We start from the raw sequence: 22,813 nt of genomic DNA, 5'->3' as shown, positions 1-22,813 counted from the left end.
CAGGCTTCTGATCGCAGGCCGCGAGTTTGTTCGAGCGCGTCGTTCGGGTCGGGTCGGCACTCCCCCGGGAGCACGGCTAACACCCCGCCCGTCCCCGGCGAGAACAGACCGTGCTCGTCCGCGACGTGATGTCCGCCTTCCCCGCCGTCATCCGCACCGGAGCGGACGTCCGCCGGGCCGCGGAGCTGCTCAGCGTGTCCGAGGTGGGTCACCTCATGGTGCTCGACGCGGACGACCGGTTCGTCGGGCAGCTCGCCGAGGACGACCTGATCCGGGCCCTGGTCCCCGACCTGGACGGGGTGCTCGCCGCGGGCGCCACGATGGCGGACGCGTTCCGGGTGTTCGCCGAGCGGGGGCGCGAGGTGGCGGACCGCCCGATCGACCCGCTGGTCCGCCGGGAGGCGGTCACGGTGGGCCCGGACGATCCGCTCGCCAAGGTCGCGGTGGCGCTGCTGGACCGGGGGATGCGCCGGATCCCGGTGGTCGTCGACGGGACGCTGCTGGGCACGGTCTCGCGCGCGGACGTCTGCCGGGCGGTCCTCTACCATGCCTGACGTCCGGATCCTCGTCGCGATCACGGATCTCGTCGGCGGGCGCACGGCCGAGCGGACCCTGCTGCTGCCCGTGGTGCTGGGCAGACAGGACGGCGCGGGCACGCTGACCCTGCCGGACCCCGAGGTGTCCCGCAGCCACGCCCGGCTGGAGCTGGTCGAGGGCGAGGTCGTGGTCACCGACCTCGGCAGCTCCAACGGCACCCGGGTCAACGACGAGGTGGTCACCCGGCACGTCGTGGGGCCGACGGACGTCCTGCGGCTCGGGCGCTTCGAGCTGCGGTGGCGGGCCCCGGGGGCACAGCGGGACGCGGTGACGTTCGTCGGCACCGCCCCCGCCCCGGCCCGGCCGACGGTGTCGCCGGCCCGGGTCGTCGTCGCCACCGCGGAGCGGACCAACCGGGTGCAGGGCCACGAGCTCGACGGGTTCCTCTCCACCGAGTTCGGCCTGCTGCCCGCCGCGCCGCCGCTGCTGTCCCTGCCGGAGAGCCACGCCGCCTGGGACGAGGTGGCGGCCGAGCTCCCCCGCCGCTACGGCGGCCTGCACCTGCGCCGCGTCCTGGAGAACCTGCCCGAGCTGGACACCTCCCCCGACGCGCTGCCCGACGACGCGCTGTACCGCGCCTCGACGATCCTCGGCACGTTCGCGCACGCCTACCAGTACCTGACGACCGACCCGCCGAGCGCGCTCCCGCCCGCGGTGCTGCGGCCGTGGACGGCCGTGTCGACGCGGCTGGGCAAAGAGCTGCCGTCGATGTCCTACACCGACCTCTTCCTCTACAACTGGCGGCTGCGGGACCCGGCCGGGCCGCGGGCGCTGGACAACATGGAGCTGCTCGTCCCGAACTGGGGCAACGGCGCCGAACGCATCTTCTACCTGGTCACGACCGAGTTCGCGATGAGCCTCACCCCGGTGCTGGCGGCGATGGTCGACGCCCAGGACGCCGTGCTGCGCGAGGACGAGACCGAGGTCGGCGAGGCCCTGCTCCGCGTGCTCGACGGCCTGCGGGCCGCCACCCAGGTGATCTACCCGCAGCTGGACCCCAACCCGCGCGGCAGGCACTTCCTCGACCAGGTGGTCTGGGCGAAGACCGTCGGGACGGCCGGGGTGCCGGTCGTCGACGGCGCCCCCAGCCCCAGCGGCACGGCGCAGCCGCACGTCCACGCGATCGACGCGTTCCTCGAGCGCGCCGAGTACGGCTCGCTCGTCGGTCGGCAGAGCACCTACCTCGCCGGCCACTTCCCGCGGCACTGGACCGAGTTCGTCGCGGCGCTGCGCGAGGTCTCGGTGCGGACCTTCGTGGAGCAGCGCGGCCGCGCGGACCTGCGCGGGCTGTACAACGCGGTGCTCGACGCCTACCTCGGCGACCGCGGCTGGATGGGCCTGCACCGGATCAAGGCGTACGGGTTCCTCGAGGTCGCGTTCAAGGTGGGCAGGCAAGTCACCACCGGGGCCCGCTTCACCGGGCTGTTCAAGGACCGCACCTGGGACGCCGTGGACGGCGAGCTCGCCCTGGTCCGCGAGGAGCGCAGGCCCCCCGTGGGCAGGCCGGTGGTGTTCGGCAGGCCGGTGCGCGGCCGGCTCCTGGCGGACGCCGAGGGCGGCGGCTGGACCTGCCACCTGCAGCTCGACGTCAGCGGGCAGGGCGTGTACCACCTGCCCGGAGACCGGCTGGGCGTCCTGCCCGAGAACGACGACGACCTGGTCGAGCGGACGCTGCGGGCGCTGCAGGCCACCGGGGACGAGCTCGTCCCGCTCACCGAGCGGTGGCGGCAGGCGGTCCGGCTGCGGGCCGGGTTCTCCGACGACGTCGACGTCCTGCCGCTGCGCACGCTGCTGCGCTTCGCCCGGATCCGGCCGATGGACCGACCGGTGGCGAAGCGCCTGCTCGCGCTGTCGGCGTCCGGGGCGCTGGGCCGGGTCGTCGACGCCCGGATGGAGGACCAGTGGGAGCTGTGGGACGTGCTGAACCTGCTGCACGCGGGCGGGTTCGACGTCACGCGGCTGTGGGCGGGGCACGTCGAGGAGTCGCTGGCGGCGCTCGTGCCGCCGGAGACCTTCCGGCTGTACTCGCTGGCCGGCGCCACGAAGCCCGGCGAGCCCGCCGAGACGCTGTCGCTGGTGGTCCGCGGCCTGGGCTACACCTCCGCCCGCTCCGCGTTCTCCACCGCCCGGGAGCGCCGCGGCACGGCCTCGCACTTCCTGCGGCGCATGGCCACCGACCCCCGCCACCGCAACAAGCGGCTGTCGTTGCGGATCGTGCCCGCGCCGCGGTTCCGGCTGCCCGACGACCCGGACACCCCCCTGCTGATGTTCGCCGCGGGCTCCGGGGTCGCGCCGTTCCACGGGCTCGTCGCGGCCCGCGAGGAGCGGCCCGCGGTCCTGTACGTGGGCGCGCGCACGGCGGGCGACCTCGACCTGGCGGACTTCGACGCGGCCGCCGCCCGCGGCGGGTTCACCCTGCACACCGCCCTGTCCCGCGAGGACGCGACGCTCACGTTCGACGGCACGGCCCACACGCCGTCCGCCGGCACCCGGGCCCGGGTGCCGGATCTCATCGCCGCGCACGACCCCTGGGACCTGCTGCGCACCGCCCGGGTCTACGTGTGCGGGCGCACCGACTTCGCGGTCTCGGTGATCGAGGCGCTCAAGGAGGTCGCGCGGCCGCGCACCGATCCGGACGAGTTCGTGCGCGGGCTGGTCGCGGAGGACCGGCTGCAGCTGGACGTCTTCACCACCTACGGCGGGCACGCCCAGCAGGGTCGGATGCTGGAGGTCTCGGAGCTGGTCCGCCATCCCGCCACCGCCGCGGCGCCGTGGATGGCGGTGAGCGGCAAGGTCTATGACATGACCGAGTTCGTCCACCTGCACGTGGGCGGGCCGCACATCGTGCTCAACAACTGCGGGCTCGACGGCACGGACGCCTACCAGCGCGTGCTGCACCACGCGCACGCCGAGATCGACGCCCAGCTCGGCATGTACGAGATCGGCACCCTGCGCAGGCTGCGCTTCGGCGGCCGCTGGGGTGTGGTGCCCACGGCGGAGGGGCTGCGGTTCCTCTCGCTGGACGACCTGTTCACGACGTGGGTGCGCACGATCTACCTGGTCGTCGGCATGCAGAACGCGCTGGTCGCGGACGTCGGGTTCGCGGACCGGGCGGCCACCGGGCCGGACGATCCCGGCGAGCTCACCCCCTACAAGGCCCAGTTCCTCGTCGAGGGGCACCGCCGCTTCCTGGTCAGCTACCTCGACGGCCTGCTCGACGACGACCTGCGCACCCTGTGGCGGCTCACCGCCGGGTACTGCGCGGACGACGTGGACCTGCGCACGGCGGACCGGACCCTGGCCGCGCTGGCCGAGACGGCGGGGTACCGGCAGGTGCGCGGGGTCGCCGCCCACCTCAAGGACCTGGTCGGGCAGGTGGAGCGGGGCGGGCGGGCGCCGAGCGCGCTGGTTCCCGCGTGCCGGCTGCTCGCGGCCGAGGACGTCCGGCTGCTGTCGGAGATCACGCTCGCCCTGCGGGACGGGATCCTCGCGTTCGAAGAGCACGAGGAGGCCGTCCGGGAGGCGGCGGGAGCCCGGCTGGTGGCCGCCGTCGAGGCCGCCTTCACGGCCGTGACCGGTTACTACGCCCGGCTGGCCACGGGGTTGGCCGAGCTGGGGATCGTGGTGTCGGAGGGGCTGCCGGACGTCGCGGACGCCCCCGTGCCCGAAGACGGCGGGCTGCCCGGACACGGCGGCGCGCTCGATCGTTAACGCCGGGGCCCGTTGCACCGAGGAACCGGCGAGGCGGGGGAGGCGGCGTTGCAGCAGATCGGGCACTACCGGCTGGAGGAGCTCCTCGGGGTCGGCGGGATGGGCGAGGTCTACCGCGCGTTCGACACCCGGCGGGACCGGATGGTGGCACTCAAGCTGCTGCCGGAGGGGCTGGCCAAGGACCCCGAGTTCCTCCGGCGCTTCCGGCGGGAGTCGCACGTCGCGGCGCGGCTGCGGGAGCCGCACGTCATCCCGATCCACGACTACGGCGAGCTCGACGGCCGGCTGTTCATCGACATGCGCCTGGTCGACGGCGAGAACCTGCGGACCATGCTCGAACGCACCGGCCCGCTCGCCCCCGAGGAGGCCGTCGCGGTGATCACCCAGGTCGCCGAGGCGCTCGAGGCGGCGCACGCGGACGGGCTGGTGCACCGGGACATCAAGCCGTCGAACGTGCTGGTGACCCCCGGCGGGTTCGTGTACGTCGTCGACTTCGGGATCGCCCGCACCGTCGGGACCGCGCGCACCTCGGTGACGATCACCGGAGTGACCGTCGGGACGCTCGACTACATGGCGCCGGAGCGCTTCACCAACCAGACGATCGACGGCCGCACGGACGTCTACTCGCTGGCCTGCCTGCTCTACGAGTGCCTCACCGCGACCGGCCCGTTCCCCGGCGAGGACCTGCCGTCGCTGATGTTCAACCACCTCTACACCGACCCGCCGCGACCGAGCGAGGCGCAGGCCGGGCTGCCCGCCGCGCTCGACGACGTCGTGACCCGCGGCATGGCGAAGTCCCTGGACGGCCGGTTCCCCACCCCCACGGCCCTCGCGGCGGCGGCCAAGGTGGCGCTGCAGAGCGGGGCGGCGCCCGCCGCACCCGCGCGGCCGCTGGACCGCACCGTGCAGTCGGTGCTCGCCGCGCCGCCCGCGGACCTGCGCACCGCCACGCCGGTGGCCGAGCCACCCCTGCCTGCCGTACCAGCCGTTCCCGAACCGCCGGTGGTGGAGGAGCCCGTCGCGGACGAGCCCGTCGCCGCGCCCGCGGACCCGGACGCCACCACCCGGATCACGCTGGGCGAGGTCCCGCCCCCGCCCGCGGGCGCGGAGCCACCGCCCACCGACGACGGCGACCGCACCGTGGTGATCGGGGCGGGGACGCCCCCGCCGCCGCTCTCCGCCCCCAAGTCCGGGCGCGGGCGGACCTGGGTGGCCGTCGGTGCGTCCGTGCTCGCCGCCGCCCTGGCCGCCGTGCTGGTCTTCGTGCTGGTGCGGCCCGGCACGCCGGCCGCCGCCACCCACGACCACGACGCGGCCGCACCGACCGGCCCGGTCCCGACCGTGGCGCAGAACGCCGCCGTGCCGGCCGCGGAGCAGGCCGCCCCGCAGGTCGCGACGGCCATCGCCGTCCCGACGGTGAACGGCACGATCCCCGTCGGCCCCACCCCCGGGTACCTGGAGGTGGCGCCGAACGGCCGGTTCGCCTACATCGCCAACCGGGACGCGGGCGTCGTCACGGTGCTGGACACCAAGATCAACCAGGTCACCGCCACGATCCCGATCCCGGCCGGTCCGCCGCAGTTCGTGTCGTTCTCACCGGACGGCTCGCGGGCCTACGTGAGCATCTACAACACCGAGAAGACGGTGAACCTGATCGGCGTGCTGGACACGTCGTCGAACACGCTGCTGACCACCATCCCGGTGGGCAAGCGGCCGTTCGCGTCGGCGACGACACAGGACGGGAAGCTGCTCTACGTCCCCAGCCACGACGACGGCAAGCTGGACCTGATCGACACGACCACGGACACGGTGGTCCAGGAGATCACCGTGCCGCCGAACCCGCACTGGGTGGTGTTCAGCAAGGACGGCAAGACGCTCTACACGGCCAACCACGAGTCCAACGTGGTCTCCGTGCTGGACGTGGCCACGAACACCGTCCGCACCACCATTCCGGTCGGGACCAGCCCGCACGCCACGGCGCTGTCGCCGGACGGCTCCCGCGTGTCGGTGGTCAACTTCGACAGCAGCACCGTCTCGGTGATCGACACCGCCACGAACGCGGTCGTCGCGACCGTGCCGGTGGGCAAGAAGCCGCAGGACATCGCCTACACCGCGGACGGGCACTACCTCTACACCGCGAACGTCGACGGCAACTCCGTCTCGGTGATCGACACCGCCACGAACCAGATCACCGCGACCATCCCGGCACCGTCGCCGACCAGCGTGTCGATGCTGCCGAACGGGCGGCAGGCCTACGTCACGCTGCTGGGGGCCGGGGAGGTCATGGTGCTCGACGCGAGCGCCACCTGAGTCCTCCCCGCTAGCCCGATCCGCCTGCCCAGCAGGACCAGCGCGCCCGGGAGCGTGCTCACCATGGTGAGCACGCCGTAGACCACCGCGGCGCTCAGGCCCTGGGCCGCGCCCAGGCCGACCGCGCCGAAGGCCAGGGCGGCGGTGGCCTCGCGCGGGCCGAACCCGCCGACGGTGACCGGCAGACCCATCACGAACAGCGCCAGGACCAGCAGCGGCAGCACCTCGACGGTCGGCGCGGACACCCCCACGGCGCGCGCGGCGACCAGGAACAGGCCGAGGTACCCGACCAGCGCGAGCAGGGAGAGGCCGAGCACGGCCGGGGACGTCCCGCGCACGGCGTCGCGCAGGAGGGTGCCCAGCGCCGACCGGACCCGGCGGACGGCGAGGACCAGGCCCACCGCGAGTCCCGCGGCCCCCAGGACGAGGGCCCACGGGATGTGGAGCACCTGCAGGACCGCGGGCTCGACGGCCAGCACCGCGGCACCGACCAGCACCAGCACGATCTGGCCCGCGGACTTCTCGATCATGACGGCGCGGGCGGAGCGCCCGACGTCTCCGGTGGCACGACCGTGCGCCACCGCCCGCCCGACGTCCCCGAGCACGCCCGCCGGGAGCACGGTGTTGAGGAAGAGCGCCTGGTAGCAGTCGGCGACCGCGGGGCGCAGCCGCATCGGCATCCCGAGCCTGCGCGAGACCAGGGCCCACCGCCACGCCCCGCACACCGTGGTCGCCGCGCCGATCGCCAGTGCCGCGGCGACCGCGGGGAGGTCCACCGCGCGCAGGCCGTCCACGAACGGCCCGGCCCCGAGCCGCCACACCACGACCCCCAGCAGCACCAGCGCCGCCACGGTGCGGGTGCGGGGATGGGTGAGGACACGTTTCGTGCCGGACCGGGACCGGCGCTCGGTCATGGTCATGCGGCGACTCCCACCAGGATCGTGTGCAGCTCCCGCGCGGCCTGCGGCCAGGTGCGCAGGCCCGTGCGTCGGGCGAGGGCGGCGCGGCGCAGCGGGGCCGGATCGGCGAGGACGCGGCGCAGCGCCGCGGCCAGAGCGGCGGGATCCTCCGCCGGGACGAGCAGCGCCGCGTCGCCGACCGCCTCGCGCACCCCGCCGACGTCCGACGCGACGACCGGGAGGCCGCGGGCCAGGGCCTCGGTGGCCACCATGCCGTAGGACTCGCGGCGCGACGGCTGGACCAGCAGGTCGGCGGCGGCGAACTCCGCGTCGAGCGCGGCCCCGGTGAGCGGCCCGACGAGGGCGACCCGCGGATGGCGCGCCAGCGCGGCGGCGAACTCCGGCGCCCGGTCCGGCGAGCCCACGAGCCGGCAGGTCCAGGCGGTGTCGGCGAGCCGGTCGAGGGCCGCGAGCAGCACGTCCTGCCCCTTGGTCGGGGTCAGAGAGCCGACGCAGAGCAGGGCCCCGCCGCCCGAGCCCGGCGCGACGGGGGCCGGGTCGACGCCCGGCCGGACGACCGCGACGTCGGCGAGCCCGTGCACCGCGCGCAGCCGCACCGCCGACCACGCGCTCGTCGCGACGACCGCGGCGGCCGCGTGCAGCACCGCCCGCTCCCGGGACTCGAGCGCCGGGTGGGCGCCCGCCTCGTCGCCGAGCGGCAGGTGCACCAGCACGACCAGCCGCAACCGCCCCGCCTCCGGCACGACGACGGTGGGCGCGGCGCAGGCCACCAGCCCGTCGAGCAGGACCGTCTCGCCGGCGGGGACCGCCGCGAGCGCCGCGGCGAGCGCGGTGAGGTCGGCGGGGGCGGGATGCGGCCACGCTCCCGCGGCGAGGACCTCCGCGACAGGGTAGGGGGCGCCGGGGGCCGCGAGACCCCCCAGACTCGCGGAACCCGGCGCCACCGCCGCGTCGGGTCCCGCGAGCGCGGTGAGGATCCGGCGGTCGTAGACGTTTCCGCCGCTCGGGCGGCGGGGGTCGTCGACGTCCGCGGGGAGGACCGCGCGCATCACAGCGGGCGGGTGTAGGTGGCCCAGGCGACGTGCGACTCGTGCAGCGTCACCTCGAGGGCGGTGAGCCCGCTGGCACCGGGGCCCAGCTCGTCTGCGGCGATCCGCCCCGCCAGCCGGTCGGCGACGACCTGCGCCAGGAACTCGGTGGAGGTGTTGCGCCCCGCGAACTCGGGGAGGTCGTCGAGGTTGCGGTAGGTCAGCTCGGCCAGCACGGCCTTGAGCGCCTCCGACGCGAGCCCGATGTCCACGACCAGGTCGTCGGCGTCGAGCTCGGGGCGGCGGAAGGTCGCGTCCACCACGAACGTCGCACCGTGCAGGCGCTGGGCGGGCCCGAAGACCGCACCGGTGAAGCTGTGGGCGACCATCATGTGGTCGCGCACCGTGATCCCGAACATGTGAGCCCCTTTCAGTAGTCCACACGGACGCAGAGGCCGGACGGTTCACCCAGGATTCCCGGCAGGCGCTCGGCCAGGGCGGAGAACGGCACCGCGTCCGTGATCACCGCGTCGAACCGCGGGTCGGCGAGCAGCCGCAGGGCGAGTGCCATCCGGTCGGCGTAGCCCCACCGGGCCCGCCGCGCCCCCGCGACCATCCCGACCTGCGAGGACCGCACGGTCAGCCGCCGCGGGTGGAAGGCGCCGCCCAGCTGCACCGACACCGGCGCGTCCCCGTACCAGGACAGCTCGATCACCGAGCCCTCCACACCGAGCAGGTCCAGGGACCGCTGCAGCCCGGCCGAGGTGCCCGACGTGTGGAACACCAGGTCGCAGTCCTCCGCAGGATCGTCCACACAGGACACCCCCCACGGCGCGAGCACCGCGGACCGGTCCCGCGGGTCCACCACCTGCACGCGCACCCCCGGGATGTCCGAGAGCAGCGCCGCGACGCAGCAGCCGACCATCCCCGCCCCCACCACGGCGATCCGGTCCCCCACCCGCGGGCCCGCGTCCCACAGGGCGTTGACCGCCGTCTCGACGGTCCCGGCGAGCACCGCGCGCGCCGCCGGCACGTCGTCGGGCACGGGCACCAGCGCGGACGGGGGCACCGCGTAGACGTCCTGGTGGGGGTACAGGCAGAACACCACCTCACCCGCCGCCGTGCGCCCGACGTTGAGGTACCCGTACTTCACCGGCCCCGGGAACTCGCCCTCCTGGAACGGCGCCCGCATCTCCGCGGCCTGCGTGGCCGGGACCCCGCCCCGGAAGACCAGCGCCTCGGTCCCGCGGCTGATCCCGGAGTGCAGCGTCCGGACGAGCACCTCGCCCGGTCCCGGCACCGGGTCCGGGCCCTCGACCAGGGCGGCCGCGCCCGGGGTGGTCCAGAGTGCCCTCACAGCGCTCTCACGACGACCGGGGGAAGTACTGCAGGAACATCAGGTCCCCGATCTGTCGGGACTTACCCAGCGTCATCCGGTTCCCGGGCCCCTGGGGGAACGCCGCGGCGTTGACGAAGCGGGGCGCCTTCGGCTGTCCCACGAAGAAGGGCGCGTAGACCACGTGCAGCTCGTCGACCACGCCCGCCGCGAGGAACAGGGTGTGCACGGCGCCGCCGCCCTCCACCATGAGCCGCTCGATCCCGCGCTCGTGCAGGTCGTGGAGCAGCCGCTCGACGGTCAGCGGGTCGCCCGCGCCGACCACGGTGGCGCCGGTGAGGGTGCGCTGCAGCCGCGCCACCTGCGCGTCACAGGTGTAGACGTACCGGGCGGTGTCCCCCGCGGTGAAGAACCGCGCGTGCGGGTCGACCTTGCCGCAGCGGGTCAGCGTGACCTTCGCCGGCGACGCGGGCCTGCCCGCGGCGACCCGCGCCGCCCGCCGCTCCGCGGAGCGGACGAGCAGCCGGGGATCGTCGGCCCGGATGGTGCCCGCCCCGACCAACAGGGCGTCCGACCAGGCGCGGACCTCGTCCACGCGGTCGAGGTCCTCGTCGTCGGACAGCAGGAGCCGGGCGTCGGCGACGTCGTCGATGTACCCGTCGAGTGAGACGGCCGCCGAGGCGATCACATACGGGCGCACGGGTCGATGGTGCCCCCTGCGCCACCGCCGACACCACGGCCGGGTCTCGGCTCCGCCGTTCGGCCCAGCAGCCGAGATCCCGAACGGCGGCGAACGTGGCCGCCGCATCCATCCGTCGGATCTCAGGTCCGGGCCCGCGCGCGCAGCGCCCAGGTCACCACCGCCGCGGAGACCATGACGACCCCCACCACCCACAGGCCGGTGCGGTTGCTGCCGGTCGCGTCCGACAACGCGCCGGTGACGTAGGGCGCCACGAACCCGGACAGGTTGCCCAGCGAGTTGATCAACCCGATCCCGGCCGCGGCCGCGGCACCGGTCAGGTACGCCGTCGGCAGCGACCAGAACCCGGGCAGCGCGGCGAGCACCCCGCCGCCGCAGACCGTCACGGCGACGACCGCCAGCCACGGGTTCGCCATGTACAGCGCGACCGGGATGGACAGGCCGCCGACCAGCGCGGGGACGGCGACCCGGATCGTCGGGTTCGCGGCGCGCCGGGTCCAGAGGATCATCGCGACGAGCCCGACGGCGTAGGGGATCGCCGTGATGAGCCCCTGCTGCACCGTCGTGAACCGGGTGCCGTACTGCACCGCGAAGTTCTTCACGATCGTCGGGAGGAAGAAGCCCAGGGCGTACAGGCCGTAGACGATGCCGAAGTACACCCAGCTCAGCGCCAGCACCCGCGGGCTCTTGAGCGCGCCGAGGACGGACTTCGGCCCCTCCTCCGAGACCTGCGCGCCCTCGGCCGCGACGGCCCGCTCCAGGGCGTCTCGTTCGTCGGCGGGCATCCACCTCGCCGCAGCCGGGCGGTCGGTCAGCGCGAACCACACGACCACGGCCAGCAGGATCGCGGGGATCCCCTCCACCAGGAACATCACCCGCCAGCCGGACAGCCCCCACAGCCCGTGGCCGTGCTCGATGATCAGCGAGGACACGACGGCGCCGAGCGCGGTGGAGATCGGGACGGCCGTCATGAACCAGGCGGTCATCCGGGCGCGCTGCCCGGCCGGGAACCAGTACGTCAGGTACAGGATGATGCCGGGGAAGAAGCCCGCCTCCGCCACCCCGAGCAGGAACCGCAGCACGATCAGCACGGTCGCGTTCGGGGTGAACGCCATGATCGTGGCCACGATCCCCCAGGTCACGAGGATGCGCGCGATCCACCGCCGGGCCCCGAAGCGGTGCAGCAGCAGGTTGCTCGGCACTTCGAGGAGCAGGTACCCGATGAAGAACACGCCCGCCGCGACCCCGAACATCGTGGCCGAGAGCCCGAGCTCGTCGTTCATGCCGTTCGGGCCCGCGAACCCGATGTTGACCCGGTCCAGGTAGTTGACGAAGTACAGCACGATCAACAGCGGGATGAGCCGCCGCCCGGCCCGGCGCACACCCGAGCGGACCAGCTGCTCGTCCCGGCCGACGTCGGTGTCGGAGGACATGGGAGCTCCCCTTGTCGCTAGAAGGCCTTGCCGGGGTTGAGGATGCCCCGCGGGTCGAGAGCCTGCTTGACGGAGCGGTGCAGGGCCAGCACCGCCGGGCTCAGCTCCGCCGCGAGCCCCGCCCGCTTCAGCAGCCCGCGGTGACCTCGGTGACGATCCCCAGCGTGCCCTCGGAGCCCACCATCAGCCCGGCCAGGTCGTAGCCCGCGACACCCTTCGCCGTGCGGCGACCGAGCCGGACGAGCTCGCCGGTGCCGGTCACGACCTGCAGGCCGAGCACGTACTCCACACAACACAGCCCGCCCGCGTTGGTGGCGACGTTCCCGCCGATCGTCGACCACGGCGAGCTGGCCGGGTCCGGCGGGTACCAGAGACCCTCCTTCGCGGCGGCGGCGCGCAGGTCGTCGTTCACCACGCCCGGCTGGACGACGGCCAGCCGCTCGAGCGGGTCGATCTCCAGGACCCGGTCCATGCGGTCCAGGGCGAGCACGACGCACCCGTCGACGGCGTTCGCGCCGCCGGACAGCCCGGTCCCCGCCCCGCGGGCGACGACCGGCACCGCGTGCGCGTAGCACGCCCGGTGAGCACCCGGCCCGCGGGCAGGTCCAGCGCGTCGAGCACGCTCGCCGCTCGCTCGGGAAGGTCCACCCGCGGATGGTAGAGCGCCTCCGGCGCTCGTGAGTGGGAAGTGGTGCCAGAGCACCACTTACCACTCACAGGCGGCGCAGCCGCAGGTCGACCTCGGCCCGGAACCGCTCCACGTTGGCGAGCTTGATGTCCTCGTAGCCCCGCACCAGGTCGGCCAGCTCCGCGATCTCGACGAGGGCGTCCTCGTCGGCGGTGCGGGACAGCGCCTCGCGGACCAGCGCCTGGTACTCCCCCACCAGCTCCCGCTCGACGCGGCGGACCCCGGCGTAGCCGAAGACGTCGAAGGCGGTGCCGCGCAGGCCCTTCGCCGCCCGCAGCCCGCGGAAGGCCAGCTCGGCGGTGCGCCCGGAGAGCCGCATCTTGTTCTTCATCCCCAGGGCCCGCAGGACGGGCGGGTGCAGCAGGACCGAGACTCTCGCGTCCGCCCCGAACTCGGCGTCCCGCCGGGCCTTCTCCGCCGGGTCCAGGTGCAGGCGGGCGACCTCGTACTCGTCCTTGTAGGCCAGCAGCTTGTGCAGGCCTCGGGCGTAGGCGGCACCGACCCGCTCGCCTGCCATCGACGCGACGCGGCGGACCTCCTCCGCGTAGCGCGCGGCCAGCGCGGCGTCCTGGAAGCCGGTGAGGTCCTCGACGCGGACCGCGAGGACCTCGTCGAGGGTCTCCGCCGGGCCGGTGCCGGGCTGCGGGTGCAGGTCCGCGCGCACGGCCGCGGCGTCGAGTACCGCGGCGCGACCCCACCGGAACGCGGTCAGGGTCTTCTCGACCGACGCCCCGTTGAGCCGGATCACCTCTTCCAGGGCTCCGGCGGACACCGGCAGGCAGCCTGCCTGGTAGGCGGCGCCGAGCAGCACCATGTTGGTGGGCATGTGGTCGCCGAACAGGGTCTCGGCCACGGCCTGCGCGTCCACCGCCACCACGCTCGCGGTGGCGCCGGCGATGCGGGCGACGGCGTCGTCGGCCGTGTCCAGCACCCCGCCCCGAACCATGGCGGCGGTCGGCACGACCGCGGTGTTCAGCACCGCCACGGTGTGCTCGGGCCGGACCACGGCGAGGTTCGCCGCCGCGGCCGCGCCGAGCACGTCGAACCCGAGCAGCACGTCCGCGGTGCCGCGCGAGGCCCGCACCGCGCCGCGGACCGGCTGCTTCGCGATCCGGACGTCCGAGACGACCGGGCCGCCCTTCTGCGCCAGCCCGACCTGCTCCAGCCCCGCCGCGAACAGCCCGTCCAGGTGTGCGGCCATCTGCAGGATCTGCGAGGCGGTGACCACGCCCGTCCCGCCGATGCCGGGCATGCGGACCAGGGTCTCGTCGCCGTCGAACCGCGGCTCGGGCTCGACGAGGGCGACCGGCAGCTCCGGCGGGGTCCGCACGACCGTGCCCGGCTCCACCAGCAGGAACGACGGGCAGTCGCCCTTCAGGCAGGACAGGTCGGAGTTGCAGGACGACTGGTGGATGCGGGTCTTGCGGCCGAACTCCGTCGCGACGGGCTGCACCGACAGGCACGTCGACTGGTCCCCGCAGTCCCCGCAGCCCTCGCACACCCGCTCGTTGACCACGACCTTCTCGGCCGGCGTGGGGAGCTTGCCCCGCTTGCGCAGCCTGCGCTCCTCGGCGGCGCAGCGGTCGTCGTGGATCAGCACGGTCACCCCGTCGAGCGCCGCGAGCTCGTCCTCCACCTCGGCGAAGTCGTCCCGGTGCCGCACGTCGAGCGCGGTTCCGCGGTACTTCGCGGGGTCGTCGGTGGTGACGACGATCTTGCGGACGCCCTCGGTCTCCAGCAGCGCCACGATCTCCGGGACCGACAGCCGCCCCACGGCCTGCTGGCCGCCGGTCATCGCGACGGCGTCGTTGTAGAGCAGCTTGTAGGTCATCGTCGCCCCGCCCGCGACCGCGGCGCGGATCGCGAGCGAGCCGGAGTGGTGGAACGTGCCGTCGCCGAGGTTCTGCACGAAGTGCCGGTCGTCGGTGAAGGGGGCCAGGCCCAGCCACTGGGTGCCCTCGCCGCCCATCTGGGTCAGGCCGATCTGCGTCCCGCGGCCCTCCGGGTTGATCGCGATCATGGCGTGGCAGCCGATCCCGACCCCCACCAGCGTGCCGTCCGCGGCCTTGGTCGAGGTGTTGTGCGGGCAGCCCGAGCAGAAGAACGGGGTGCGGGCGGCCAGCGGCAGCGTGATCCGAGACGGGCGCCGCACCTCGACCAGCGGGCGCGGCAGCCGGTCCGCCCCGATCCGCGCGGCCAGCGCCTGCGCGACCTCCTCGGCCCCGAGCTGACCGCGCGCGGTGAGCAACGGGCGGTCGTGGTCGTCCCGGCGGCCGATCACCAGCGGCGCGTCCGGGACGCGGTAGAGCGCCTCGCGCAGGTGCCCCTCCAGGAACGGCACCTTGTCCTCCACCACCAGCACCTCGTCGAGGCCCGCGGTGAGCCTGCGCAGCTCGGCGGCGTCGGTCGGCCAGGGCATGTCGAGGCGGATCAGCCGGATGCCCAGGTGCGCGCACGCGGCCTCGTCGAGGCCCAGGTCGTCGAGCGCACGCTGCAGGACCGCGAACCCGGTGCCGCTCGCGAGGAGCCCACGGGTCGCGCCCGCCGGCGCGAAGACCGCGCGGTTCAGGCCGGTCTCGCGCGCGTACTGGCGGGCCAGGTCGAGCCGGCGGGTGAGCATGTCGTGCTCGGCGTCGAGCGCGGACGGCCCGACGAGTGCTGCCGCGGCCGGGCGGGCCTGCGCGGGCGGGAGCGGGATGCCGTCGTGCAGGTGCGCGAGGTCCACCGTCGCGGAGGCGTCGGCGTTGTCCGCCACGATCTTCAACCCGGTCCACAGACCGGACGCCCGGGACAGCGCCACCGCGTGCAGCCCCAGCCCGATGATCTCCTCGACGGTGCCCGGCGCCAGCAGCGGCATGACCAGGCTCTGTGCCATCGGCTCGCACGAGCTCGGCACGGTCGAGGACTTCGACGCCGGGTCGTCACCGATGATCGCCACCGCCCCGCCGAGGGTCGCGGTGCCGGCGAGGTTGCCGTGCCGGATGGCGTCCGCCGCCCGGTCGAGCCCGGGGTTCTTGCCGTACCAGAACCCGACCACGCCGTCGTGCCGCCGCCCCGGCACCTGGCCCAGCAGCTGGGTCCCCGCGACCGCGGTGGCGGCGAGCTCCTCGTTGACCCCCGGCTGGAACACGATGCCGTTGAGGAACCGCTGCGAGCGCAGCAGCTCCGAGTCCAACCCGCCCAGCGGCGAGCCCTGGTAGCCGGACACGAAGACGCGGGTGTCCAGCCCCCGCTCGGCGTCCAGGGCGCGCTGCTCGATCATCAACCGGACGAGTGCCTGGATGCCGGTCAGCAGCGCCCGGCCCCGGTGCGCGGCGTAGCGGTCGTCGAGGGTCACCATGGTCACAGTGCAGCGAGCGACGACGCGGGGCGCAAGCGACTCGGGGGAAGTGCCCCCGAGAACGCAAAATCTTGCCGTGCACGCCGTTGTCGGCCGTAGTCTCTTGCGCGTGGCGGACGTGGATGACCTGGATCACCGACTGCTCGGGCTGCTCCTGGAGGACGGGCGGCGGACGTATTCGGACATGGCGGGCGTCGTGGGGCTGTCGGTGGCGGCGGTGAAGCGGCGGGTGGACCGGCTGCAGGAGATCGGCGTGATCACCGGGTTCACGGTGCGGGTGGACCACGCGAAGCTCGGCTGGGGGGTGGAGGCGTTCACCGAGCTGCGCTACGCGGGCTCGACGGGGGTGGCGGACATCGTCGCCACCGCGACCACCGTCCCCGAGGTGCAGGCCGTCTACACGATCGCGGGCGACCCGGACGCGCTCGTGCACGTCCGGGTGCGAGACGTCCCGCACCTGCAGCACGTCATCGACCGGCTGCGGACCGCGGCCACCATCGCCGGCACCAAGACGCTGCTCGTCCTGGGAGCATGGACCCGCACCTGAGCGCAGCAGAGGAGTCCCCGTGCAGACCTTCACCTTCCCCGGCCGGGACGGCACCGAGATCACCGCCTACCGCTGGACCCCGACCGCCCAGCCCCGCGGGCTGGTGCAGCTCACCCACGGGATGGGCGAGCACGCCCGCCGGTACGCGCCCCTGGCGTCCGCGCTGGTGGAGCGGGGTTTCGCGGTGCAGGCGCAGGACCACCGCGGGCACGGCGCCACCGCCGTGACCCAGGGGGTGCTCCCGGGCGGCTGGCCCGCGCTGGTCGACGACATCGGGGTGCTCCTCGAGCTCGGCCGCGCGGAGTTCCCGGGCGTGCCGGTGGTGCTGCTCGGCCACTCGATGGGCTCGTTCGCCGCGCAGCAGTGGATCCTCGGGCACTCCGACGCCGTCGACGGGCTGGTCCTGTCCGGCACCGCGCTGCTGGACCTGCTCGAACCCGCGCTCGACCTGTCCGGCCCGATGGACCTGTCGTCCTTCAACGCGCCGTTCGAGCAGCGCACCGGGTACGAGTGGCTCTCCCGCGACCCCGCCCAGGTCGACCTCTACGTCGCCGACCCGGACTGCGGCTTCGGGCTCGACGTCGAGGGCACGCAGGGCATGTTCGCGGGCGGCCGCGCGGTCGTCGACGTCTCCGGGATCCGCACGGACCTCCCGGTGCTGATCACCGTCGGTGACGCGGACCCGGTGAACGCCGGGCTCGCCCTGGTCACGCCCCTGGTCGACCGGCTCGCCGCCGCCGGGGTGAAGGACGTGACGCTGTCGGTGTGGCCCGGGGCCCGGCACGAGGTGTTCAACGAGACCAACCGGGACGAGGTCGTCGCGGACCTGCTCGCCTGGCTGGACCGGGTGGTCCCGGGCGCGTCCTCCTAGAGCAGCTCCTCCGGGATCGGGACCACGCGGCTGCGCAGGTACTCGCCCAGACCCTTGGCCTGCGGGTCGGGGCGGGTGCTCGACGCGACGCCCGCGCCCAGGATGTCGTGGACCACGAGGTTGAGCGCCTTGAGGTTCGGCAGCGCGTGCACCTCGATCTCCAGGTCCGCGACCTCGGGTCCGAGCAGGTCGCGGGCGGTGTCGGCGGTGAGGAACCCGCGCAGCCAGGCGTACTCGGCCTCGGTGCGCACCCACACCCCGATGTTGGCGTCCCCGCCCTTGTCCCCCGACCGCGCTCCGCAGACCGTCCCGAGGGGCAGGTCCCTCAGCGCGGCACCTTTGCGCTGACAGCCGATCCGCACCTCGGCGCCGGGTGCGGATGCGCTGTCACTGCGGGGCTGGGCGACGGGGGCACCGATCCGCACCTCGGCTTCCGATGCGGATACGCCGTCAGTGCGGGGCGGAGCCGCGGGGGCATCGATCCGCACCTCGGCAACCGTTGCGGATGCGCCGGCAGTGCGGGGCGGGGCGGCGGGGGCGCCGACCTCCGGGTCCGGGATCACCCGGCGCTCCCCGCCCGGCAACACGACCGTGTGCGTGACCGCCTCCCGCGGCACGGCGGCGGGGCGGTAGACGCCGTAGGCCGACTCCGCGGTCGGCGGGGTGGTCGTGTGGAAGCCCGCGTAGCCGCCGAGCGCCAGCTCCATCGTCGCGTTCGAGAACGCCCGGCCGACCAGCCGCGGGTCCGGGTCCTTCACGGTGATCCGCAGGTGGGCGGTCGCCTGCTCGTTCGCCGGCGCGTCGGGCCGGTCGAAGCGCAGCAGCCGCACGTCCACCTCGGCGAACCGGTCCCGGCCGCCGAGCACGGAGAACAGCAGCTCCTCGGCCCACGCGGCCTTGGCCTCGACGTCCAGGCCGGTCAGGACGAGGGTCATGGTGTTGCGGTAGCCGCCCGCGTCGTTCAGGGCCACCTTGAGCGTCGGCGGCGGCGCGCTGCCCCGGACCCCGGAGATCCGCACCCGGTGCTCCCCCGCCTGCGCCACCGCGATGGTGTCGAAGTGCGTGGTGCAGTCCGGCCCGAGGTAGGCGGGGGCGCCGATCTCGTAGAGCAGCTGCGCCGTGACCGTGCCGACGGAGACCAGCCCGCCGGTCCCGGGGTGCTTCGTGATCACCGACGAGCCGTCCGCCGCGACCTCCGCGATCGGGAAGCCGGGATGGCGCCGGTCGGTGATCTCGGACAGGAACGAGTAGTTCCCGCCGGTCGCCTGCGGCCCGCACTCGATCACGTGGCCCGCCACGACCGCACCGGCCAGGGCGTCGAAGTCCGCGGGGGACCAGCCGTGCCACCAGGCCGCGGGGCCGACGACGAGCGACGCGTCCGTGACCCGTCCCGTGACGACGACGTCCGCCCCGGCCGACAGGGCCTCCGCGATCCCCCACCCGCCGAGATAGGCGTTCGCGGACACGGGCTTCCCCTCGACGGGCGGGCGGACGGCACCCAGCGATCCGCGCAGGTCGTCTCCCTCCACGTAGGCCACCCGGGCCCCGGTCCCGAGCGCCTCGATCGCGGCGGCGAGGCCCGCCGGGTTGAGCCCGCCCGCGTTCGACACGACCTTGATCCCGCGCTCCAGGCACAGGGCGAGGACGTCCCGCATCTGGGCCAGGAAGGTCTTGGCGTAACCCGCGTCGGGGTCCTTGGCCTGGGCCTTCGCCAGGATCAGCATGGTCAGCTCGGCGAGGTAGTCCCCGCAGAGGACGTCGATCGGGCCGCCCTCGACCATCTCCCGCGCCGCCCGCAGCCGGTCGCCGTAGAAGCCGGAGCAGTTGCCGACGACCACCGGCCGGGTCACGCGAACGTCCCCGGCTCGCGTCCGGTGCCCGGTGCACCGGCGAAGGCCTGTCCGATCTCCACCCACTCCTGCGCGGCCGGGCCGGTGACCACGAGCGCGAGGTCGTCCCGGTGCCGCCGCTGGGTGATCAGCAGCGCCCAGTCCAGGGCGGTGCCGGTGATCCGGTCCGCGGCGTCCGCGGGCCCCCAGGTCCACAGCGAGCCGTCCGGCGCGTCCAGCTCCACCCGCACGGGGGCGTCCGGCACGGGACGGCCGCGGACGGCGTGGCTGAACGCCCGCGCCCCCACCCCGATGTGCGCCACGTGCCGCAGGCGCGCCGAGGGTTCGCGGATCACGCCCAGGGTGTCCGCGACGTCCTGGCCGTGTGCCCAGGTCTCCATGATCCGCGCGGTCAGCGACGAGGCCGCGCTCATCGCGGGGCCGAACCACGGTACCCGCAGCGCCGGGTCGAGCGCGGCGAACGTGCGGACGAGCCGGGCACGGGAGGCGTCGAACCAGGCCAGCAGCTCGCCGCCGGAGAGTCCGCGGTAGCGCGCGGCGACCTCGTCCGGGTTCACCCCGCCGCGCGCCTCCAGCTCGGCCTTCTCGGCGGCGAACACCTCCGGCTCGGTCGCGGACGTGACCGTGACGTCGTGGAAGTAGGCCAGGTGGGAGACCTGGTCGGCGATGGACCAGCCCACCGCCGGGGTGGCGCGCTTCCAGTCCGGCTCGTCGAGCTCGGCGAGCAGCGCGCGCAGCACCGCCGACTCGGCCTCCAGGTCGGCCGCGAGCAGCGGCATCGAGACGGGCACTCAGATCCCCTTCCAGACCGGGGTGCGCTTGTCGCGGAAGGCCGCCGGGCCCTCCTGGGCGTCCGCCGAACGGTAGACGGGCGCCCAGATCTCCTCGGCCCGGTCCCAGACGTCCGGCCTGCCGAGGTAGGCCGTCTCCTTGGCCGCCCGGACCGAGAGCGGCGCGTTCGCCGCGATCCGTTCGGCGAGCTCCTGGGTGCGGGCCCGCAGGTCCGCCGCGGGCACCACGTGGTTGACCAGCCCGAACGCCTGGGCGCGGGCGGCGTCGAGCGGGTCCCCGGTGAGCAGGATCTCCAGCGCGATCCGCGGCGGCACCAGCCAGGACAGCGGGGCGGCCCAGGGCGACCCGCGCCCGACCTTGACCTCCGTGACCGCGAACCGCGCGTGCTCGGCCGCCACGACGAGGTCGCACTGCTGGGCCAGCAGGAACCCGCCCGCGTAGGCCACCCCGTTCACGGCGGCGATCGTGGGCTTGCGCACCTCGACGTTGCGCCCGAACTGCGGCAGGAAGTCCGGGGGCGGGATCTCCAGGGCGGTCTCCGCCATCTCCTTGAGGTCCCCGCCCGCGCAGAAGGCCTTGTCCCCCGCACCGGTCAGGACCAGCACCGCCGCGTCGGGGTCGGCGACGAAGCGGCGCGTGCCCTCCCACAGCCCGTCTCGCACGTCCCTGCTCAACGCGTTCCGCGCCTCGGGCCGGTCGATGGTCAGCCAGGCGACCCCGGCCACCACCTCGTACGTGACGCTCACTCGACCACCGCCAGCACCTGTCGGGTCTCCACCTGGTCACCCTGGGCGACCCGGACCTCGGCGACGGTCCCGTCCACGGGCGCGGTCACGGTGTGCTCCATCTTCATCGCCTCCAGCACGACGAGCGGCTGCCCGGCCGTGACCGCGTCGCCCTCCGCGGCGAGCACCCGGACCACGCCGCCGGGCATCGGGGCCAGCAGCGACCCGGCGTGCGCGACGGCGTCCGGATCGGCGAAGCGGGGCACCTCGACCAGGGCGACGGACCCGTCCGGCCCGTCCACGAACGTCGTGTCGGCCACGGCGTGCACGGCGTAGTGCCGCCGCACCCCGCCGACCTCGAGGTCCACGTCCGTGGCACTCGCGGCGAGCACGCGCACCTCGAGGGGCTCGCCGTTGACCGAGGCGGTGAACCCGTCCCGGCGGAACGCGTAGGAGACGTCGAAGCCCTCGTAGCTGCGCCGTTGCGGCAGTCCGCCCACGTTCCGCCACCCGGACGGCAGGCCCCCGAGCACCCGCGCCGACGCCCGGTCCGCCGCCTGTGCCGCGAGCGCCGCCGCAAGCGCCCGTGCGTGGGAAGTGGTGCCAGAGCACCACTTCCCACTCACGAGCTCGGCGTGCCTGGTCAGGTAGCCGGTGTCGGTGCGGCCCGCGAGGAACTCCTCCTCGCGCAGGATCGCCACGAGCAGGTCCCGGTTCGTGGTGACGCCGTGGAGCTGCGCCTGCTGCAGGGCGCGGGCCAGGGTGCGGGCGGCCTCGGCGCGGGTGCGGCCTTGCGCGATCACCTTGGCCAGCATCGGGTCGTAGTGCGGGCCGACCACCGAGCCGTCCGCCACGCCGCTGTCCACGCGGACGCCCGGCAGCTCCGGGATGCGCACGCGGTGCAGGGTGCCCGTCGCGGGCAGGAACCCCGCCGGGACGTCCTCGGCGTAGAGCCGCACCTCGATGGCGTGCCCGTCGAGGGCGGCCCGGGTGACCGACGCGGGCAGCGGCTCCCCTTCGGCCACCCGCAGCTGCAACGCCACCAGGTCCAGCCCGGTGACCAGCTCGGTGACCGGGTGCTCCACCTGCAACCGGGTGTTGACCTCGAGGAAGAAGAACTCGCCGCGCTGGTCCATCACGAACTCGACGGTCCCGGCGCCGGTGTAGCCGATCGCCTTCCCGGCCGCGACGGCCGCCGCGCCGAGCTCGGCCCGCAGCGCGGGGTCCACCGCGGGGGACGGCGCCTCCTCCACGATCTTCTGGTAGCGCCGCTGGATGGAGCACTCCCGCTCGAACAGGCTGACGACCTCGCCGTGGGTGTCCCCGAGGATCTGCACCTCGACGTGGCGCGGGTCGACGACGAACCGCTCCAGGAACACCGTGCCGTCCCCGAAGGCCGACGCCGCCTCGCGCCGGGCGCCGTCCACGGCGGCGCCCAGCTCGGCCGGGGTGTGGACCACGCGCATCCCGCGCCCGCCGCCCCCGAAGGCCGCCTTGACCAGTACGGGGTACCCGATCTCCGCGGCGAGCGCCCCGAGGTCGGACTTCGGCCCGACGGTGGCCCCGGGCAGCACCGGGACCCCGGCGGACTCCATGAGCGCCTTGGCCTCGAGCTTGGAGCCCATCGACGCGATGGCCTCGGGCGTCGGGCCGACGAACGTCAGACCGGCCGCGGCGCAGTCCCGCGCGAACCCCGCGTTCTCCGACAGGAAGCCGTAGCCGGGGTGCACGGCATCCGCACCCGTCGCGCGGGCCGCGGCGATCACCAGGTCGCCGCGCAGGTAGGTCTCCGACGGGGCGGCACCGGGGAGCCGCACCGCCTCGTCGGCGAGCCGCACGAACGGGGCGTCCGCGTCGGGGTCGGAGTACACGGCGACGGTGCCGATGCCCAGGTCGTGCGCGGTGCGCATGACGCGGGCGGCGATCTCACCGCGGTTGGCCACCAAGAGTGTCCGAATCACCGGC

General features: G+C 74.6%; 17 protein-coding genes and 1 pseudogene. 5 read left to right on the top strand and 13 right to left on the bottom strand.

Translation table 11 applies throughout. The annotated features are described in order from the left end of the window. Positions 1–110: 110 nt before the first annotated feature. Genes BLS43_RS20185 through BLS43_RS20175 form a run of 3 tightly spaced genes read left to right on the top strand, consistent with a single transcriptional unit; the run spans position 111 to position 6,618 of the window. Positions 111–554, top strand: coding sequence for a CBS domain-containing protein (locus BLS43_RS20185; protein WP_093087321.1), 444 nt, complete (start codon positions 111–113; stop codon positions 552–554). Beyond that, the gene (locus tag BLS43_RS20180) at positions 547–4,308 is read left to right on the top strand and encodes an FHA domain-containing protein (protein ID WP_093087318.1); all 3,762 of its coding nucleotides are present in this window, start codon (positions 547–549) and stop codon (positions 4,306–4,308) included. Before BLS43_RS20185 ends, BLS43_RS20180 begins: the two co-directional genes overlap by 8 nt. A gap of 12 nt (positions 4,309–4,320) precedes the next feature. Beyond that, a complete protein-coding gene (locus tag BLS43_RS20175) occupies positions 4,321–6,618 on the top strand; it encodes a protein kinase domain-containing protein (RefSeq protein WP_176921436.1) in 2,298 nt (765 codons plus the stop codon). Here the strand turns inward: BLS43_RS20175 and BLS43_RS20170 are convergent. From BLS43_RS20170 to BLS43_RS20130, 9 genes and pseudogenes are all read right to left on the bottom strand, one after another. Next, on the bottom strand, positions 6,561–7,538 hold the full coding sequence (locus tag BLS43_RS20170; protein WP_218129909.1) for a lysylphosphatidylglycerol synthase transmembrane domain-containing protein: 978 nt from the start codon (positions 7,536–7,538) through the stop codon (positions 6,561–6,563). The genes BLS43_RS20175 and BLS43_RS20170 overlap by 58 nt on opposite strands. Then, positions 7,535–8,587: a glycosyltransferase family 4 protein gene (locus BLS43_RS20165; RefSeq protein ID WP_093087311.1), complete on the bottom strand. Its 1,053-nt coding sequence runs from the start codon at positions 8,585–8,587 to the stop codon at positions 7,535–7,537. The genes BLS43_RS20170 and BLS43_RS20165 overlap by 4 nt, the downstream gene beginning before the upstream one ends. Continuing rightward, positions 8,587–8,985, bottom strand: a complete 399-nt coding sequence (locus tag BLS43_RS20160; protein ID WP_093087308.1) for a 6-pyruvoyl trahydropterin synthase family protein — start codon at positions 8,983–8,985, stop codon at positions 8,587–8,589. The genes BLS43_RS20165 and BLS43_RS20160 overlap by 1 nt, the downstream gene beginning before the upstream one ends. 11 nt (positions 8,986–8,996) lie before the next feature. After that, positions 8,997–9,923 (bottom strand): zinc-dependent alcohol dehydrogenase, encoded by a 927-nt coding sequence (locus BLS43_RS20155; protein WP_093087306.1) that lies wholly within the window; start codon positions 9,921–9,923, stop codon positions 8,997–8,999. A gap of 7 nt (positions 9,924–9,930) precedes the next feature. After that, complete coding sequence (locus BLS43_RS20150) at positions 9,931–10,602, bottom strand: RibD family protein (RefSeq protein WP_237197166.1); 672 nt, start codon at positions 10,600–10,602, stop codon at positions 9,931–9,933. A 122-nt stretch (positions 10,603–10,724) separates the two neighbouring features. After that, a complete protein-coding gene (locus BLS43_RS20145; RefSeq protein ID WP_093087302.1) occupies positions 10,725–12,035 on the bottom strand; it encodes an MFS transporter in 1,311 nt (436 codons plus the stop codon). A 17-nt stretch (positions 12,036–12,052) separates the two neighbouring features. Continuing rightward, complete coding sequence (locus tag BLS43_RS32100) at positions 12,053–12,127, bottom strand: FAD-linked oxidase C-terminal domain-containing protein (protein ID WP_425438559.1); 75 nt, start codon at positions 12,125–12,127, stop codon at positions 12,053–12,055. A 47-nt stretch (positions 12,128–12,174) separates the two neighbouring features. Continuing rightward, a pseudogene (locus BLS43_RS20135) lies at positions 12,175–12,738 on the bottom strand (FAD-binding oxidoreductase); the annotation flags it as partial. A gap of 10 nt (positions 12,739–12,748) precedes the next feature. Beyond that, complete coding sequence (locus BLS43_RS20130) at positions 12,749–16,063, bottom strand: indolepyruvate ferredoxin oxidoreductase family protein (RefSeq protein WP_093087400.1); 3,315 nt, start codon at positions 16,061–16,063, stop codon at positions 12,749–12,751. 109 nt (positions 16,064–16,172) lie between these two features. Between BLS43_RS20130 and BLS43_RS20125 the strand changes: the two genes are divergently transcribed. Continuing rightward, positions 16,173–16,610 (top strand): Lrp/AsnC family transcriptional regulator, encoded by a 438-nt coding sequence (locus tag BLS43_RS20125; protein ID WP_093087297.1) that lies wholly within the window; start codon positions 16,173–16,175, stop codon positions 16,608–16,610. 19 nt (positions 16,611–16,629) lie between these two features. Then, complete coding sequence (locus BLS43_RS20120; RefSeq protein WP_093087295.1) at positions 16,630–17,481, top strand: alpha/beta fold hydrolase; 852 nt, start codon at positions 16,630–16,632, stop codon at positions 17,479–17,481. Here the strand turns inward: BLS43_RS20120 and BLS43_RS20115 are convergent. The 4 genes from BLS43_RS20115 to BLS43_RS20100 are packed head-to-tail and all read right to left on the bottom strand — an operon-like array spanning position 17,478 to position 22,809. After that, the gene (locus BLS43_RS20115) at positions 17,478–19,331 is read right to left on the bottom strand and encodes an acyclic terpene utilization AtuA family protein (protein ID WP_245707622.1); all 1,854 of its coding nucleotides are present in this window, start codon (positions 19,329–19,331) and stop codon (positions 17,478–17,480) included. The genes BLS43_RS20120 and BLS43_RS20115 overlap by 4 nt on opposite strands. Continuing rightward, positions 19,328–20,122: a TIGR03084 family metal-binding protein gene (locus BLS43_RS20110; protein WP_093087293.1), complete on the bottom strand. Its 795-nt coding sequence runs from the start codon at positions 20,120–20,122 to the stop codon at positions 19,328–19,330. Before BLS43_RS20110 ends, BLS43_RS20115 begins: the two co-directional genes overlap by 4 nt. Next, on the bottom strand, positions 20,123–20,869 hold the full coding sequence (locus BLS43_RS20105) for an enoyl-CoA hydratase/isomerase family protein (protein ID WP_093087291.1): 747 nt from the start codon (positions 20,867–20,869) through the stop codon (positions 20,123–20,125). It abuts the gene before it with no gap. After that, a complete protein-coding gene (locus BLS43_RS20100; protein WP_093087289.1) occupies positions 20,866–22,809 on the bottom strand; it encodes an ATP-binding protein in 1,944 nt (647 codons plus the stop codon). Before BLS43_RS20100 ends, BLS43_RS20105 begins: the two co-directional genes overlap by 4 nt. Between the last annotated feature and the right edge of the window lie 4 nt (positions 22,810–22,813).

This window comes from Pseudonocardia oroxyli (assembly GCF_900102195.1).
In the GTDB taxonomy this organism is placed as follows: domain Bacteria; phylum Actinomycetota; class Actinomycetes; order Mycobacteriales; family Pseudonocardiaceae; genus Pseudonocardia; species Pseudonocardia oroxyli.
This window is presented reverse-complemented; position numbering and strand designations above follow the sequence as displayed.